Below are 16,257 nucleotides of genomic sequence, written 5' to 3'. Positions count from 1 at the left end.
TGGACTGGCTGGTCACTTCTGGTCTTCGGCGCACCGCTGCACCCCGAGCGGGGTGGGCCGTGTGCTGCAGCGGTGGTGCTCCCGGGGGTGCTCGCCGCAGGCGGGCACCGACGCACGGGGGCGCACCGACGCACCAGGATACGGATCGCTCCCCGTGAGCGTCAAAGCGGCTGGCGCGGCGTCAGCCGCGGGCCTCCTCGTCCTCCTCGGGGACGACGGCGGAGGCCTCGGCACCCGGCTCCTCCACCCACCCCGCGGCGTCGTCGGCCTGCTGGTCGGCCTGCTGGTCGCCCGGGGGCGGGAGCTCCACCTCGACCGTCGCGACCTCGACCACGTCGACCACCTCGACCACCTCGCGCTCCACCGCGAGCTCCGCGGCGGGCAGGGGGTCCTCGGACTCCACCGCACCGTCGGCGGGCGGCGCCTCGGGGGACAGCTGGCCGCCCCCGAGGGCGGCGAGCAGGGCCGCGGCCTCCAGCGAGGGCCCCTGGGGCGCGGGAGCGCTCGGGCCGGGCCTCAGCGTGGCGAGGGCGATGCCGTTCATGGCCTCGCGGACCGCGTCGCGGGCGGCCTCCTCGCGGCTGCGGGCCTCGCCGTCGCCGCGCGCCCCGCCGTCGGCCGCGTCGGTGGCAGCGGCGCTCTCGTGCCGGTCCCCGCGCTCGGCCCGGTCGGTCCGCGCGCCGCGCGCACCCCGCTCCGCGCCGCGGTCCTGCTCGGGGCGGGACTCGACACGGGGCTCCGGGCGGGACTCCGGGCGGGGCTCGGGGCGGGACTCGGCGCGGGACTGCCGGTCGCCGCGCTCCTGGCGCTCGCCCTTGTCCTGCCGGTCGCCGGCCCGCTGCTCGCCGCGGCCACGGGGCGGACCCGGCACCGGCGGGTGCCCGCCGTTGCCGCCACCCCCGTTGCCGCCACCCCCGTTGCCGCCGCCGCTGTGGGAGGCGTGGCCGGACAGGTCGTCCTGCACCACCACCCCGCGCCCGGCGCAGTGCTCGCACGGCTCGCTGAAGGTCTCCAGCAGGCCCTGGCCCACGCGCTTGCGGGTCATCTGCACCAGGCCCAGGGAGGTCACCTCGGCCACCTGGTGCTTGGACCTGTCGCGGCCCAGGCACTCCACGAGGCGGCGCAGCACGAGGTCGCGGTTGGACTCGAGCACCATGTCGATGAAGTCGACGACGACGATGCCGCCGATGTCGCGCAGCCTCAGCTGGCGCACGATCTCCTCGGCGGCCTCGAGGTTGTTGCGCGTGACCGTCTCCTCGAGGTTGCCCCCCGAGCCGGTGAAGCGGCCGGTGTTGACGTCGACCACGGTCATGGCCTCGGTCCTGTCGATGACCAGGGAGCCACCCGACGGCAGCCACACCTTGCGCTCGAGGGCCTTGGCGATCTGCTCGTCGATGCGGTGGTGGGCGAAGGCGCTGCCGCCCTGGCCCTCGGTGTCCCAGCGCGTGACGCGCTCGGCGAGGTCGGGGGCCACCGCGTCGACGTAGGGCTTGATCGAGCCCCACGCCTCCTCGCCCTCCACCACCAGGTGGGCGAAGTCCTCGTTGAAGACGTCGCGGACCACCTTGATGACGAGGTCGGGCTCGCCGTGCAGGAGCGTCGGCGGGGTGACCTGCTTGGCCCGCGCGGAGATCTCCTCCCACTGCGCGGTGAGGCGCTCGACGTCGCGGCGCAGCTCGGACTCGCTGGCCCCCTCGGCCGCCGTGCGCACGATGACGCCGGCGTCCTCGGGCACGACCTCCTTGAGGATCGACTTCAGCCGCGAGCGCTCGGTGTCGGGCAGCTTGCGGGAGATGCCGGTCATGGTGCCGCCGGGGACGTACACGAGGTAGCGGCCGGGCAGGGAGACCTGGCTGGTGAGGCGGGCGCCCTTGTGGCCGATCGGGTCCTTGGTGACCTGCACCAGCACCGGGTCGCCCGACTTGAGCGCCGACTCGATCTTCTTGGCCTGGCCGGACAGGCCCGCGGCCTCCCAGTCCACCTCGCCGGCGTACAGCACGGCGTTGCGGCCGCGGCCGATGTCGACGAAGGCGGCCTCCATGCTCGGCAGCACGTTCTGCACGCGGCCGAGGTGGACGTTGCCGATCATCGAGGTCTGCTGCTTGCGCGCCGAGTAGTGCTCCACCAGCACGCCGTCCTCGAGGACGGCGACCTGGGAGCGCCCGCCGCGCGTGCGCACGACCATGGTCCGCTCGACGCTCTCGCGCCGCGCCAGGAACTCGGCCTCGGACAGCACGCGGGGACGCCGTCCCCCGTCGCGGCCGTCGCGGCGGCGCTGGCGCTTGGCCTCCAGGCGGGTCGAGCCCTTCACCGCGGTGACGTCACCGCTGTCGGAGGACTCCGCGCGCGAGCGGCGCGAGCGGGACCTGGACCGGGAGCTGGTGGAGCCGCTCTCGGGCTCGCCCGCCTCGTCGGCGTCGTCGCCCCCTCCGCGGCGCCGGCGACGGCGGCGGCGACGGCTCGTGGAGGAGGCCCCCTCGGCGTCGCCGTCGTCGGTGTCGTCGGTGTCGTCGGAGTCCTCGGACTCGTCGGCCGCGTCCGCGTCGTCGGTCTCGTCGGAGGCCTCGGACGCCTCAGCGGCGTCGCCGGAGACCGCCTCGGCGTCCTCACCGGCGTCCTGGGCGACGGTCTCCGACGTCGTCTCGTCGGAGTCCTCACCGGTGCGGCGGCGGCGGCCCCGACCACCGCGGCGGCGGCGTCCGCGGCGCGGGCGCGAGCCGCCGTCCTCGGCGTCGTCATCGACGTCGGCGCTGTCGTCGGCCTCGTCGGCGCTGTCGTCGGCCTCGTCGGCGCTGTCGTCGGCCTCGTCGGCGCTGTCGCCGGCCTCGTCGGCGCTGTCGTCCACCGCGTCGTCGGTCGTGCTCGCGGCGGGCTCGCGGTCCTCCGCCTGCTCGGCGGCCGCGGCGTCCAGAGCCTCGGCCGCGTCGCCGTCGAGCGCGGTGGCGTCCAGGGCGTCGTCCTCGACGACGTCCTCGACCGCAGCGAGCTCGTCAGCGGCGACCGGCTCGGCCACCGCGGGGGCGGGCTCCGGCGGGGCGGTCCCCGCAGCGGGCTCCGGCGCCTCCACCGGCGGCCCGGCGGGGCGGCTGGCCGCGCGGCGGCGCCGGGGCCGGCGCCCTGCGGTCGGCTCGCCGTCCGGCGAGCCGACCGCGGCGTCGGGGCGGTCGGAGCCGGCGGGGGCGGCGGCCGCGACCGCACCGGTCTCGTCGGCCGCCGGGGCGCTGCCGCGCCGGCGGGAGGTCCTCGCAGCGGGGGCCTCGGTGGCGACGGCCTCGGCGGCCGGCTCAGCGGCGGCCGCCTGGAACAGCGGCAGGGCGCTGCTGGCCGCCGGGCGCGCGGCGGGGGCCGCCGCAGGCGGGGCGTCCGGGGACGGCTGGTCGGTGCCAGCGGCCTCGGACGTGAAGGCGACGGCGGGCGGACCGGCCGGGCGCGAGACCGCGCGGTGGTGCCCGCGGCGGCGCCGCGGTGTCCCCGCGTCGGCGGTCGTGCCGTCGTCGTCGACGTCGTTGCTGGTGCTCACGGGAGCTCCGTCCACCCCGGGTACCGGCCACACCACCGGTGCTCGGGTGCTCGGCCCACCGCCCGCGAGCGGTGGGGAAGTCTGGTGGCCGGGAAGGAGCGCCGCTGGGTTCGTGGCCCCGGCGCGGTCCTGCCCGGCGTCGGCGGCGGCCTGAGGACACCGGGGGACCGGTGCCCCTGCCGCCCGCGCGGCGCGCCTGCGCGCCTGCGAGCCACCGGTGAGGGGCTGCGGCGCGGAGTCGGGCCACCACCACGAGCGGCGAGGTCGTCGTCGGGACTGCCGTCAGGTGTGATGTGCCGGCCGTCCACGGCCATCCTCCCACAGCCCGTCCAGCCCCTCCGCGGCGCGCCCCCCTGGACGGGGTGCGCGCCCGGGGAGCCGGGCCTCAGAGGTAGCGCTCGGGGTCGAAGTCGGACAGCGGGATCACGCGGACCCGCGGCAGCACCTCGGTGAAGGCGTGGACGTGGTCCTCGAGGTCGAAGACCTGCAGCCCGCGACCCACCAGGTCACCGAAGGTGGAGCTGACGAACTCGCGGAAGCCGAGCAGCCCGACCCGGCGGCCGTCGGTCTCGAGCACCCGGCGCAGGTGGGCGGTGAAGTCGCCGTCGTGGCTGGCCAGCAGCACGTCGCCGGGGCGGTCGGCGATGGCGTCCAGGGTGCGCTGGATGCCCAGGTCCACCACCTTCTCGCCGGGGCCGCCGGCCAGGGGGATCGGCCGGTAGTCCATGGCCAGCAGGGCCTGCACGAAGCTCATCGGCATCGAGCCTGACGTGGCGTTGAGGAAGAACAGCGCCCGCACGGGCTGGCCCCACGCCTCGGCCGCGAAGTCGCGCACGCGGTCCCAGCGAGGCCGCTCCCCCGGCGCCGGCCGGCGTCCCAGCACGCTCATCCCCAGGGTGGCGTCGATGTTCTCGCCGTCCACCAGGAGGTACGTCATCCGCTGCGCCGCACCCGGGGACTCGCTCGCTGCCACCGAGGCAGCGTAGCCATCCGCCCGGACGTCGGCGCCGAACCAGCACCGGGGACCGGAGGCGGGAGGGGTGCCGCCGGCCCCCCGAGGGCCGCCCGACGCCCGCCCGACGCCCGCCCGACGCCCGCCCGACACCGACGGCGGGCGTGCCCGCAACACGCCGACCACACCGTGCCACCGGACGGTCACTGCGTGATGATGGGGGCACCCGTCCCCGGAGGCCCCGAGATGCCCGACCCCCGGGCCCACCGGAGCGAGCCGCAGGCCCCGGCGCCCGAGCACGCGCGCCACCGCGCACCGCGCGGCACCGCCGTGCGGCGGCGAACAGCCCTCCTCGCGCTCGGCCTCGTCGTGGTGGCCGCCGCCGTGGTCGCCGTCGCCGTCGCGCGCCAGCCGCCGGGTCCTCCCACCTCAGGCCCCGCCACCTCCGCGAGCACCCCGTCGAGCGCCTCCTCGGCCGGCTCCGACGGGACGGGCACCGGTGCCGCGGGCTCGGGCGCGGACCCGTCGTCGGCCGAGGGCGCGGTGCAGGCCGCCGCAGTCTGGCTCGCCGGGCAGCCGGGGCGAGCGGGGCAGCCGGGGGGCGTCGCCGTGGATCCCGAGCTGTACGACGACCTCGCCAGCTCCGCCCAGCTCGCCTCCCGCCTCGTGCCGGCCCCCGTCGCGGCCGGGAGCGGCGACGTCGCCGCGCAGTGGGTGGTGGCCGGGCCCTCGCTGCGCGACGAGGCGGCGCCGGGCAGCTGGACCGCGCAGGCGCTCGCCGGCTCGAGGACGGTCGCCGTCTTCGGCGACGGCGACGGCCGCGTGGAGGTGCGCGAGCTGGACGGCACCGCCGCCAGCGGCGAGCCGGTGGTGCCGCTGGCGGCAGGTGCGGACCGGACCACCTCGCCCCCGGTGACCTCCGCTCCCCCGCGAGCGACGGCGACCGCGGCCGACGCGGCCGCCCTCGCCGAGCTGCAGCGCAACCCGCGGCTCGACTTCTCCCCCCGGGCCCGGGAGGCGCTGCGCGACCAGCGGGTGGACCTGCGCCTGGCAGCGCTCCTCGCGCAGCTGGCAGCCCAGCAGCCCCTGTCGGTGTCGGACCTCCCCGCGGGGGGAGGAGGGACCGAGCCGCTGCGCACGGTGGTCATCGACGGCATCGCGGGTCAGCCGGTGGGGGCCGACCCGGACGCGCTGGCCCAGCTGGAGCGGCAGCTGACGGCCCAGGACCCCTCCTACCGGGCCACCCCGCAGGAGGAGCGGGATGGCCCGGCGCAGGTGCTGCGCCTCGTCCTGCCCTCCGCCGGCGTCTGACGCCCACCCGGACGGCACCGCCGAGCAGCCGCGGGCAGCGGTCCCGGCCGGCGGTCGGGGGCAGGAGGAGCCCGGCGGAGACCCCCTCCCGGTCTGGCGCGGCGTGTGGGCCGAAGGGATGATGGGCGCGGCCGGACGCAACGGTGAGCAACGACACCGCCACAGACGGTGCCCGCCGTTCGGCTGGGAAGGAGATCTCGTGCGCGCAGCACCCCGCGCCTCGAGGCGAGGACTGCTCGTCGGCGCCCTGGTGGCGGTGTCGGTCCTCGGTCCGGCGTCCGCGGCCTCCGCCGCCCAGCAGCCGGCGGGCGGGACCACCACCGACGACGCGTACATCCGGGTGGCCCACCTCGTCCCGGGCTTCGGCGGCGTGACCATGACCGCCACCCTCACCGCCTTCGACGGCGCCACCCGCCAGCTGACCCTGGCACCGGAGGCCACCTACGGCGCCATCACGGGGTACGAGCCGCTGCCGGCCGGCTCCTACGCCGTCGCGGTGCGCCCCGTCGGCGCCGCTCCGAGCACCACGCCCGTGCTCACGCAGACGCTCACCGCCCAGGCCGGGGACGCCTACACGATCGCCGGGCTGGGCGACAGCACCGCGCCGCGCCTGTCGGCCATCCAGGACGACCTCACCCCTCCCGGCCCGGGCACCGCGCGGGTGAGGGTGCTGCCCGCCGCTGAGCCCGGGCAGACCACCGACGTCACCGCCGGCGGTCGCAGCGTCGCCACCGACGCGGCCTTCTCCGAGCCCACCGGCTACGTCGACCTGCCAGCCGGGCAGGTGACCTTCGAGGCCTTCACGGGGCAGCGCAGGACCCAGGAGTCCACGACGCTCGCCGGCGGCAGCGTCTACACCGTGCTCGTGCTCGCCGACGGCGCCAGCGGTCTGGAGCTCGAGCCGGTCACCGACGCGACCGGCTCCGGGGTGGTGCCGCGGGGCGGCGCCGCCACCGGCGGCGGCTACCTGGCCGAGCACGGCGGAGGGGCGGCGCTGCAGGCGGTCGGCTCCGCGGCGGCGGGCACGGCGGTGGGCCTGGCGACCGACGCCGNNCTCCTCGACGGCCTCGCCGACGGCATCGCCGGCCTCGCGAGGCGGCGGAGCTCCACCTCCCCCGGCAGCCGCGCGGCCGCCGCGGCGGTCTGCCTGGGGCTGCTCGCCGTGGGCGCGTCGGCGGGGGCCACCGCCCTGTCCCCAGCACCGGCGGGCTCCACCGGTCAGGAGCGCACCGCGATCGTGGCCGCGGCCGGTGCGTCGTCGGCGTCCTCGTCGGCGTCCTCGGCGTCGTCGGACGCCGCCGCGCCGGTCCCCGCGCCGGCGGTCGTGCCGCTGGCCGCCAGCGCGGTGGCCGCGCCGACGGCGGTCCGGGTGCCGTCGCTGGGGATCTCCTCGGACCTGGTGCACCTGGGCACCGCGTCCGACGGGTCGCTCGAGGTGCCGGCCGACGCCGCGCGGGCCGGGTGGTTCTCGCAGGGCGTGGCCCCGGGCGCCACCGGTCCGGCCGTCATCGCCGGTCACGTCGACTCCCGCAGCGGCCCGGGCGTCTTCGCCCACCTGGCGCGGGTGGCGGTGGGCGCCCAGGTGGACGTCGACCGGGCCGACGGCACCACCGCCGTCTTCGAGGTCACCGGCGTGCAGCAGGTGGCCAAGGACGCCTTCCCCACCCGAGCCGTCTACGGCCCGGTGGCCGGCCCCGAGCTGCGCCTCATCACGTGCGGCGGGGCCTTCGACGAGAGCACCGGCCACTACGTCGACAACGTGGTCGTCTACGCCCGGCTGGCGCAGACGACCACGTCCTAGGTCACAGGGACGGGAACCAGATCCCGATCTCGCGGGCGGCCGACTCCGGGGAGTCCGAGCCGTGCACGAGGTTCTGCTGGACCTTCAGGCCCCAGTCGCGGCCGAGGTCGCCTCGGATGGTGCCGGGTGCAGCGGTGGTGGGGTCGGTGGCACCGGCCAGGGAGCGGAAGCCCTCGATGCAGCGCTCGCCCTCGACGACCACGGCCACGAGCGGCCCTGAGGCCATGAACTCCAGCAGCGGCGCGTAGAACGGCTTGCCCTCGTGCTCGGCGTAGTGGGCGCTCAGCTCGGCCTCGGTGGCGTCGCGCTGCTGCAGCGCCACCACCCGGTACCCCTTCGCCTCGATGCGGGACAGCACGGCCCCGGTGAGGCCCCGGCGGACGCCGTCGGGCTTGACGAGGACGAGGCTGCGCTCAGCGGTCGGCTCAGTGGTCACGGCCCGGACCCTAGCGGCGCGCCCTCCCGCGGCCGACCCGGCTGCCCCCTCGCGGGTGACCCGCGACCCTCCGGGAGAGCATGGAGGACGTGGACGACGACGAGCGCGGCAGCGCCGGTGGGGGCTTCGCCGCCCGCCTGCGCCAGGAGACGGCTGAGGCGCACGGCGCGGCCGAGTCGGCCCCGTTCATGGCGGAGCTGCTCTCCGGGCAGCTGGCGCCGGAGGCGCTGACCACCTTCCTCGCGCAGGTGCACCAGCTGTACGCGGTGCTCGAGCCGGCCGTCGACGCGCTGCGCCACGACGCCGTCGTCGCCCTCTTCGCCGACGACGACCTGCGGCGGCTGCCGGCCGTCTCCGCCGACCTGCAGGCCCACCTGGGCGCGGGCTGGCGCGAGCACCTGGTGCCGCTGCCGGCCACGGAGGCGTACGCGGCGCGGCTGCGGCAGGTCGCCGCGTGGCCGGCGGGGCTGGTGGCCCACCACTACCTGCGCTACCTCGGCGACCTGTCCGGAGGGCAGGTCGTGCGCAGGCTCCTGGCCCGCGCCTACGGCTGGCCCGAGGAGCAGCTGCGCTCCTGGGACTTCCCCGCGGTCCCCTCCCCCAAGCGGTACCGGGACCGCTACCGCGCCGCCCTCGACGCCGCGCCGTGGGACGAGGCCGAGCGCGACCGGGTGGTCGAGGAGGCGCGTCGCGGCTACCGGCTCAACGAGGAGCTGTTCGCCGACCTGGGCCGGCAGCTGCCGGCCTGGCGCCGCTGACTACTGCTGGGCGGCCAGCTGGGCGGCCCAGCGGCGCCGGTCGGCGTCGATGCGGTGGCCGATGGAGACCAGCCACCACCACAGCGCGGCGAAGCCGAGCGCCACCACGAGGGTGGCGATGCCCGCCTCCAGCACGACGAGGCAGAGCGCTGCTCCCACCGCCACCAGGAGCACCTGCACGGCGTTGCCGACCACCACGCCGCGCGGGCTCCGCGCGGCGCCGCACGCGAGGACGCACACGACGACGAGCCCCAGCCCGACGCCCCACACCAGCCCGCGGCCCACCCCCTGCTCGGGCAGGAACGCGGCGGCCACCATGGTGCCGAAGAGGACCGCGAACGCCTCCAGCAGCAGGGTGGTCGCTGCGAGCCGGGCGGTCATGGTGGGCGGTGGCACCGACAGCTCCCCGAGCTCGGCCCGCTGCTGCGCCGGCCCCCGGGCCTGCGGCGCGCTCGGCTGCTGGGAGCTCTCGGACACCGCTCCAGCCTACGTCGCCCCTCCCCCGCTGCGACGATCACGGACGCTGCGCGCGCGGCCCCGACCTGAAGGGCGCCAGGGTGGCGCGCACGGTGTCCGCGGCGCCCCAGTCGTCGTCGAACTGGGCGATGACCGCCAGGTGCTGGCGCAGCTGCAGGACCGGCATCCGGTCGCGCCACCCGCGGTCGAGCCCGGTGAGCTCGGCGTACCGGTCGAAGAACGCGCTGGCCCCGGGCGGCGGTGCCGTGGTCCACAGGTGCGCGAGGTCCACCTCCGCCCAGGTGAACGAGACCGCGGGGTCGATCACCGCGGGGCGGCCCTCGGCGGTGGACAGCACGTTCTGGGTCCAGAGGTCGCCGTGCGTCAGGCACGCCGGGGCGTCCGGCAGGAGCTCGGGCAGCCGGTCGCACAGCCGCTCGAGCGCGGCGCGGTCCGCCGGGCCGAGCGCCGCGCGGACCCGCGGCTCCCCGAACCAGCGCAGCAGGCGGTGCTGGGCGAAGAAGGCGAAGCCGTCGTCGGTCCAGGTGTTCACCTGCCGCCGGCGCCCCAGCCAGTTGTCGTGGTCCCAGCCGAAGCGGTGGTGGACGGTCGTGGTGTGCAGCCGGGCCAGGTCGTGGGCGAGGTCCGTCCAGAAGGACGCCGCGGCGGGCCGGGGGGCGAGCACCTCCAGCACGAGGACGTGCTCGTCGGCCAGGAGCACCTCGGGGGTCCGCAGGCCACCGAGGCCGCGCAGCGCCTCGAGCCCGGCCGCCTCGCGCTGGAACGCGTCCGCCGAGGGGGGGTCGGCGAACGTCTTCACGAACACGGACGAGCCGTCGGCCCGCCGGGCGATCCCCGCGGTGGCCGCGAGCCCGCCGGTGGTCGGCGCGACGCCGACCACGTCGGTCATCCCGGCCCGCCGGAGGCGGTCGAGCAGGAGGTCGGCCGCAGCGGTCATCCCCCGTCCTCCTCCACCGGTGACCTCCTCCTCAGCGGGCCGCCGGGGCCCGCAGGAGCGTGCGGGCGTCCCCGACCAGGGTGATCGAGCCGGTGACGAGCACCCCGGCGCCGAGGCCGCCGGGCGCCTCGGACTCGGACCTGTCCACGGCCACCTGCAGCGCCTCGTCGAGCCGCTCGGCCACGTGCACGCGCTCGCCGAGGTCGCCCCCGAAGACGTCGAGGGCGATGTCGGCGAGGTCGTCCACCTGCATCGCCCGCGGCGAGCTGGACCGGGTGACCACCACCTCGTCGAGCACGGGCTCCAGCACCTCGAGCATGCCGAGCGCGTCCTTGCCCTCGAGCACCGCGACCACGCCCACCAGGCGCGTGTACTCGAAGGAGTCCTCCAGCGCCGCCACCAGCGACTGCGCGCCGCCGGTGTTGTGGGCGGCGTCCACCAGCACCACCGGCGAGCGGCGCACCACCTCCAGGCGCCCCGGGGTGGTGACGTCGGCGTAGGCGGCGCGCACGAGGTCGGGCTCGAGGCCCTCCCCGCCGAGGAAGGCCTCCACGGCGGCCAGCGCCACGGCGGCGTTGTGGCCCTGGTGCTCCCCGAAGGCGGTCAGCAGCACGTCGGAGTAGACGGTGCCGCCGATCCCCTGCAGCTCCAGCACCTGCCCGCCGACGGCGACCACCCGCGAGCGCACGCCGAACTCCAGGCCCTCGCGGGCCACGGTGGCGCCGACCTCGACGGCGCGCCGCAGGAGCACCTGAGCGGCCTCGACGGGCTGCTGCGCGAGCACCACGGCGCAGCCCTCGGTGAAGATGCCGGCCTTGGTCTCGGCGATCTCCTCCACGGTGTCGCCGAGCAGGTCGGTGTGGTCCAGCGAGATCGGGGTGACCACCGCGACGGTCGCGTCGGCGGTGTTCGTCGCGTCCCACTCCCCGCCCACGCCGACCTCCACGACGGCGACGTCGACGGGCGCGTCGGCGAACGCCGCGAACGCCAGCACCGCCAGCACCTCGAAGTACGTCAGCGGCACCTGCCCCGCCTGGCGCAGGCGGCCGTCCACGATCGCGAGGTAGGGCGCGACGTCCTCGTGGACCGCCACGAACCCCTCGTCGGAGATCGGCTCGCCGTCGATGCTGATGCGCTCGGTGACGCTGCTCAGGTGGGGGCTGGTGAAGCGCCCGGTGCGCAGGTTCATCTCGCGCAGCAGCCGCTCGGCGAACCGCGAGGTGGACGTCTTGCCGTTGGTGCCGGTGAGGTGGACGACCGGGTAGCTGCGCTGCGGGTCCCCCAGAAGCTCGAGCACCTCGCGGACCGGCTCCAGCCGCGGCTGGACGGCGCTCTCGGGCGTGCGGGCGAGCAGCTCGGCGTGCACGGCGCGCAGCCGCTCGGCGGCCGCGCGGCGCTCCTCGGCCTCCTGGGCCGAGCGCTCGGGGGACCCCCCGGCGACCCGGCTCATCGCGCGGCCGCCTTCGTGACCCCCACGAGCACGTCGTCCGCGCCCGGCCTCACCTGCACGCTCGTGGCGAGCACCTCGGCCGCGACCCGGTCGGCGTGGGCGCGGGCCCAAGCCTCCCGCTCGTCCGGCACGTCCAGCACCAGCTCGATCCGGTCGGAGACGTGCAGGCCCGCGGTCTTGCGGGCGTCCTGGACGAGGCGGACCACGTCGTTGGCCCACCCCTCGGCTGCGAGCTCGTCGTCGACCGCGGTCTCCAGGACGACGAAGCCCCCGCCGGGCAGCGTGGCCGTGGCGCGCTGCGCGGCCCCACCGGCGTCGCCGCCGTCCTGGGCCACCACCGTGGTCAGCTCGTACTCCCCGGGCAGCAGCTCGATGCCGCCCGCCACCACCGTCTCGGTGCCGTCGGGGGCGGTGACGACGTCGAAAGAGCCGGCCCGGGAGGCCTGGATGGCCTGCTGGACCTGCTTGCCGATGCGCGGGCCGGCCGCCCGCGCGTTGACGGTGAGCTGCTGGCGCACGCCGAAGCGCTCGGCGGAGGCGTCCTCGGCGTCGAGCAGCACCACGTCCTTGACGTTGACCTCGTCGGCCACCAGCGACGTCAGCCGCGCCAGCGCGCCCTCGGACCGGCCGCCGGGGACGGCGACGGTCAGGCGCGGCAGCGGCTGGCGCACCCGCAGGCCGCCGGCCTTGCGCAGGCCGAGGGCGGCGGAGCAGGCGGCGCGGACGGCGTCCATGGCCTCGACCAGGTCGGGGTCGGCCGGGAGGTCCTCGGGCGAGGGGTAGTCGGCCAGGTGCACGCTGCGCCCGCCCGTCAGGCCGCGCCAGACCTCCTCCGCGGTCAGCGGCAGCAGCGGCGCCACCACGCGGGTGAGCACCTCGAGCACCGTGTGGAGGGTGTCGACGGCGTCGACGGCGTCCGGCCCGTTGCCCCAGAACCGCTCCCGCGAGCGCCGCACGTACCAGTTGGTGAGCAGGTCGAGGAAGACGCGGACGCTCTCGCAGGCCCCGGCGACGTCGAGCGCGTCGAGCTGGGCGCGCACCTGCCCGACGAGGTCGCGCAGGCTGGCGAGGACGTACCTGTCGAGCTCGTGGGGCGAGTCGGTGCGCCAGCGGCCCACCACACCGGCAGCGCCCTCGCCGTCGTCCTGGGCACCCTCGGGACGCAGCGCGCCGGCGTAGAGGGCGAGGAAGTACCAGGTGCTCCACAGCGGCAGCAGCACCTGGCGCACGCCGTCGCGGATGCCGGCCTCGGTGGTGACGAGGTTGCCACCGCGCAGGATCGGGCTGGACATGAGGAACCAGCGCATGGCGTCGGCCCCGTCGCGGGCGAAGACCTCCGAGACGTCCGGGTAGTTGCGCAGGCTCTTGGACATCTTGCGGCCGTCGTCGCCGAGCACGATGCCGTGCACGAGCGCGGTGCGGAACGCCGGCCTGTCGAACAGCGCGGTGGCCAGCACGTGCAGCGTGTAGAACCAGCCGCGGGTCTGGCCGACGTACTCGACGATGAAGTCGCCCGGGTAGTGGTCCTCGAACCACTCGGCGTTCTCGAACGGGTAGTGGACCTGGGCGAACGGCATCGAGCCGGACTCGAACCAGCAGTCGAGCACCTCGGGGACCCGGCGCATGGTCGAGCGCTCCCCCTCAGGACGGGGGTCGTCCGGGTTGGGACGGGTCAGCTCGTCGACGAAGGGGCGGTGCAGGTCGGTGACCTCCACGCCGAAGTCGCGCTCGAGCTCGGCCAGGGAGCCGTAGACGTCGACCCGCGGGTAGGTGGGGTCGTCGCTGGTCCACACCGGGATCGGGCTGCCCCAGAACCGGTTGCGGCTGATCGACCAGTCACGGGCGCCCTCGAGCCACTTGCCGAACGAGCCGTCCTTGACGTGCCCGGGCACCCAGTCGATCTGCTGGTTCAGCTCGACCATGCGGTCGCGGATGGCCGTCACCTTGACGAACCAGCTGCTCACGGCGCGGTAGATGAGGGCGTTGCCGCAGCGCCAGCAGTGGGGGTAGGGGTGGTCGTAGGTCTCCTGGCGGACCAGCACGGTGCCGTCGGTGACGGGCGTGCCCCCCTCGCGCCGGGTGGCGGCCTTGAGGTCCTTGATGATCACCGCGTTGGCGTCGAACACGTGCTGGCCCTCGTAGTCGGCCACGCGGGCGTCGAACTCGCCCTTGGCGTCCACGGGCACGACCGCCTCGATGCCGGCGGCGTCGGTGACGAGCTTGTCGTCCTCGCCGAAGGCGGGCGCGATGTGCACCAGGCCGGTGCCGTCGTCGGTGGTGACGTAGTCGGCTCCGAGCACCTGGTGGGCGTTCTCCCGGCCGGTGAAGTACGGGAAGGCCGGGGTGTACGTGGTGCCGAGCAGCTCGCGGCCGACCTTGGTGGCCAGCACCGTCGGCGACTCGCCCAGCTCGCGGGCGTACGCGCCGACGCGAGCCGCTGCCACGACGAGGCGCTGCCCGGCGAAGGAGCCCTCGCTGGGCTCGACCAGGACGTACTCCACGTCCGGCCCGACGGCCATGGCGAGGTTGGACGGCAGCGTCCACGGCGTCGTCGTCCAGATGAGCGCCTTCGCGCCCGCCCAGTCGCCGCTGGTCAGCGTCATGCCGACCGTGACGGCCGGGTCCTGGCGCTGGCGGTAGACGTCGTCCATGCGGGTCTCGGTGTTGGACAGCGGGGTCTCGCAGCGCCAGCAGTACGCGAGCACGCGGAAGCCCTCGTAGACCAGGCCCTTGTCCCACAGGGTCCTGAAGGCCCACATCACCGACTCCATGTAGTCGGTGTCGAGGGTCTTGTAGTCGTGGTCGAAGTCGACCCAGCGCGCCTGGCGGGTGACGTAGTCGCGCCACTCGTCGGTGTACTTCAGCACCGAGGTGCGGCACGCGTCGTTGAACGCCGCGACGCCGAGCTCCTCGATCTGGCTCTTGTGCGTGATGCCGAGCTGCCGCTCGGCCTCGACCTCGGCGGGCAGGCCGTGGCAGTCCCACCCGAAGCGCCGCTCGACGCGCTTGCCGAGCATCGTCTGGTACCGCGGCACGACGTCCTTGACGTACCCGGTGAGCAGGTGGCCGTAGTGCGGCAGGCCGTTGGCGAAGGGCGGGCCGTCGTAGAAGACGTACTCGTTGCTCCCCTTCTCGCCGGCCGCGCGGGCGCCGACGGACGCCTCGAAGGTGTCGTCGGCCTTCCAGTGCGCGAGCACCGCGGCCTCGAGGTCGGGGAAGCTCGGGGAGGCCGGCACGCCGGCGCCGCTCTCCAGCGCCGAGGCCAGGGGGTAGGACTTGCGCTGCTCGGTCACGTCACACCATCCGTCATCGTCTCGATGCACAGGTCGGTGCGAGGACGACGCCCGCCGTGCTGGCCGGGCCCCGCGGTACCACCCCGCTTGCCGCCACCGCCTCCCCCGGCCCTGCCGGGGACGACGACGACGACCGCTCGTCGCGCAGCGCTGACGGGCTGCTCCCGTCCGGTTCTACTGGGGGCGCCCACCTGCTGGTGGGAGCCCTGTTCTTCCGGAGGCTCACCGGTGATGGCCGGGTCGGTGCCTGTGAGCGCCAGTCTACGCCGCCGGCCCTCCCGGCCGCCTCCCCCTTCCACCGCACTCGCGCGCCCGAGTGCGCCTTCCGCGGGTCTCCACCACGCACTCGGGCACCCGAGTGCGTGGTGGGAGGGTCCCGGTCACGCACTCGCGCGCCCGAGTGCGAGACCGGACGAGGCGGGTGAGGCTCTCGACCATGACCGACACGAAGGCCACCCCCACCGTCGCGCTGCTGGGGACGGGCATCATGGGAACCGGCATGGCGCGGAACATCGCCGCCGCCGGGCTGCCGCTGACCGTGTGGAACCGCACCCGTGAGCGCGCCGAGCCCCTCGCCGACGTCGCGACCGTCGCCGGCACCCCCGCCGAGGCCGTGCGCGGCGCCGACGTGGTGGTGGTCATGCTCATGGACGCCGGCGCCGTGCTCGACGTGCTGGCGCAGGCGGAGCCGGGCCTGCAGGACGGCGCCGTGGTCGTCCAGACCAGCACCATCGGGCCGGAGGGCACCCGGCGCGTCGCGGCCTGGGCCGACGCGCACGGCGCCCGCCTGCTCGACGCCCCGGTGCTGGGCACCAGGGGACCCGCCGAGCAGGGGGAGCTCGTGGTGCTCGCCTCCGGCCCGGCGGCCGCGCGGGACGCTGCCCGGCCGGTGCTCGACGCGGTCGGTGCTCGGACGGTCGAGCAGGACGAGGTCGGCGCGGGCAGCGCGCTGAAGCTGGCGTGCAACAACCTCGTCGCCACGCTCGTGGAGTCCGTGGCGGAGTCCCTCGTGCTGGCCCGGGCGCTCGGGGTGGACCCGCACCTCGTGCTGGACGCGGTGCGCGGCGGCGCCATGGACTCGCCGTACGTCCAGCTCAAGGGCACCGCGATGCTCGAGGACGCGCTCGACGAGCCGGCGTTCCCGCTGGCCGGCGCCGCCAAGGACACCCGGCTCATCGTCGAGGCGGCACGGGCCGCGGGCGTCGAGCTGGCCGTCGCCGAAGCCGTGCAGCGCCGCTTCGCCGCGGCGGTCGAGGCAGGGCAGGGCGGCGCCGACCTCGCGGCCACCTTCCGCGCGCCCCGCTGACGTCGTCGCCCTCCTC

Annotated in this window: 11 protein-coding genes and 1 pseudogene; 5 read left to right on the top strand and 7 right to left on the bottom strand. The window is 76.2% G+C overall.

The genetic code is table 11. The features are described 5' to 3' along the window. Positions 1 to 181: 181 nt before the first annotated feature. Together FHN55_RS09720 and FHN55_RS09715 are read right to left on the bottom strand one after the other, a co-directional pair. Positions 182 to 3,520: an Rne/Rng family ribonuclease gene (locus FHN55_RS09720; protein ID WP_257570836.1), complete on the bottom strand. Its 3,339-nt coding sequence runs from the start codon at positions 3,518 to 3,520 to the stop codon at positions 182 to 184. Between the two features lie 385 nt (positions 3,521 to 3,905). Next, a complete protein-coding gene (locus tag FHN55_RS09715) occupies positions 3,906 to 4,493 on the bottom strand; it encodes an NYN domain-containing protein (RefSeq protein ID WP_257570835.1) in 588 nt (195 codons plus the stop codon). Between the two features lie 189 nt (positions 4,494 to 4,682). Here FHN55_RS09715 and FHN55_RS09710 point away from each other — a divergent pair, with 189 nt between their 5' ends. The 3 genes and pseudogenes from FHN55_RS09710 to FHN55_RS23245 all read left to right on the top strand — a co-directional run. Further along, the gene (locus FHN55_RS09710; protein WP_218974515.1) at positions 4,683 to 5,783 is read left to right on the top strand and encodes a hypothetical protein; all 1,101 of its coding nucleotides are present in this window, start codon (positions 4,683 to 4,685) and stop codon (positions 5,781 to 5,783) included. Next, positions 5,734 to 6,835 (top strand): annotated as a pseudogene (locus FHN55_RS24250) (DUF4397 domain-containing protein); the annotation flags it as partial. The gene FHN55_RS09710 and the pseudogene FHN55_RS24250, both read left to right, overlap by 50 nt. Positions 6,836 to 6,837: 2 nt before the next feature. After that, positions 6,838 to 7,584 (top strand): class F sortase (locus tag FHN55_RS23245; protein WP_306821798.1); only part of this gene is annotated, 747 nt, incomplete at its 5' end. A gap of 1 nt (position 7,585) precedes the next feature. Here the strand turns inward: FHN55_RS23245 and ndk are convergent. Next, positions 7,586 to 8,020: a nucleoside-diphosphate kinase gene (gene ndk, locus FHN55_RS09700; RefSeq protein WP_139712092.1), complete on the bottom strand. Its 435-nt coding sequence runs from the start codon at positions 8,018 to 8,020 to the stop codon at positions 7,586 to 7,588. A gap of 89 nt (positions 8,021 to 8,109) precedes the next feature. On the opposite strand from ndk, the gene FHN55_RS09695 reads away from it, so the two are divergent. Next, entirely contained in the window at positions 8,110 to 8,778 is a 669-nt protein-coding gene (locus FHN55_RS09695) for a heme oxygenase (biliverdin-producing) (RefSeq protein WP_257570833.1), read from the top strand. Here FHN55_RS09695 and FHN55_RS09690 read toward each other — a convergent pair whose 3' ends face one another. From FHN55_RS09690 to ileS, 4 genes are read right to left on the bottom strand one after another with little or no spacing between them, the layout of a single operon-like run. Continuing rightward, complete coding sequence (locus FHN55_RS09690) at positions 8,779 to 9,255, bottom strand: DUF4233 domain-containing protein (RefSeq protein ID WP_139712090.1); 477 nt, start codon at positions 9,253 to 9,255, stop codon at positions 8,779 to 8,781. It lies immediately after the preceding gene. 37 nt (positions 9,256 to 9,292) lie between these two features. Further along, positions 9,293 to 10,192 carry a fructosamine kinase family protein gene (locus tag FHN55_RS09685; RefSeq protein WP_139712089.1) on the bottom strand — a complete coding sequence of 300 codons (900 nt, stop codon included), beginning with the start codon at positions 10,190 to 10,192 and terminating at the stop codon, positions 9,293 to 9,295. 31 nt (positions 10,193 to 10,223) lie between these two features. Further along, complete coding sequence (locus FHN55_RS09680) at positions 10,224 to 11,642, bottom strand: folylpolyglutamate synthase/dihydrofolate synthase family protein (RefSeq protein WP_139712088.1); 1,419 nt, start codon at positions 11,640 to 11,642, stop codon at positions 10,224 to 10,226. After that, complete coding sequence (gene ileS, locus FHN55_RS09675; RefSeq protein WP_218974514.1) at positions 11,639 to 14,935, bottom strand: isoleucine--tRNA ligase; 3,297 nt, start codon at positions 14,933 to 14,935, stop codon at positions 11,639 to 11,641. The genes FHN55_RS09680 and ileS overlap by 4 nt, the downstream gene beginning before the upstream one ends. A gap of 400 nt (positions 14,936 to 15,335) precedes the next feature. Between ileS and FHN55_RS09670 the strand changes: the two genes are divergently transcribed. Next, positions 15,336 to 16,241 carry an NAD(P)-dependent oxidoreductase gene (locus FHN55_RS09670; protein WP_373995716.1) on the top strand — a complete coding sequence of 302 codons (906 nt, stop codon included), beginning with the start codon at positions 15,336 to 15,338 and terminating at the stop codon, positions 16,239 to 16,241. Positions 16,242 to 16,257: the final 16 nt, after the last annotated feature.

The organism is Streptomyces sp. NP160 (genome assembly GCF_006335115.1).
Taxonomy (GTDB): domain Bacteria; phylum Actinomycetota; class Actinomycetes; order Actinomycetales; family Quadrisphaeraceae; genus Quadrisphaera.
Note: the sequence above shows the minus strand (reverse complement) of the source record. Positions and strands in the feature narration are given on the sequence as shown.

What these genes read in the sequence shown, in the direction of transcription:
- FHN55_RS09685 (WP_139712089.1), bottom strand. Translation starts at nt 10,192, where the DNA reads ATGACCGCTGCGGCCGACCTCCTGCTCGACCGCCTCCGGCGGGCCGGG.
- FHN55_RS09680 (WP_139712088.1), bottom strand. Translation starts at nt 11,642, where the DNA reads ATGAGCCGGGTCGCCGGGGGGTCCCCCGAGCGCTCGGCCCAGGAGGCC.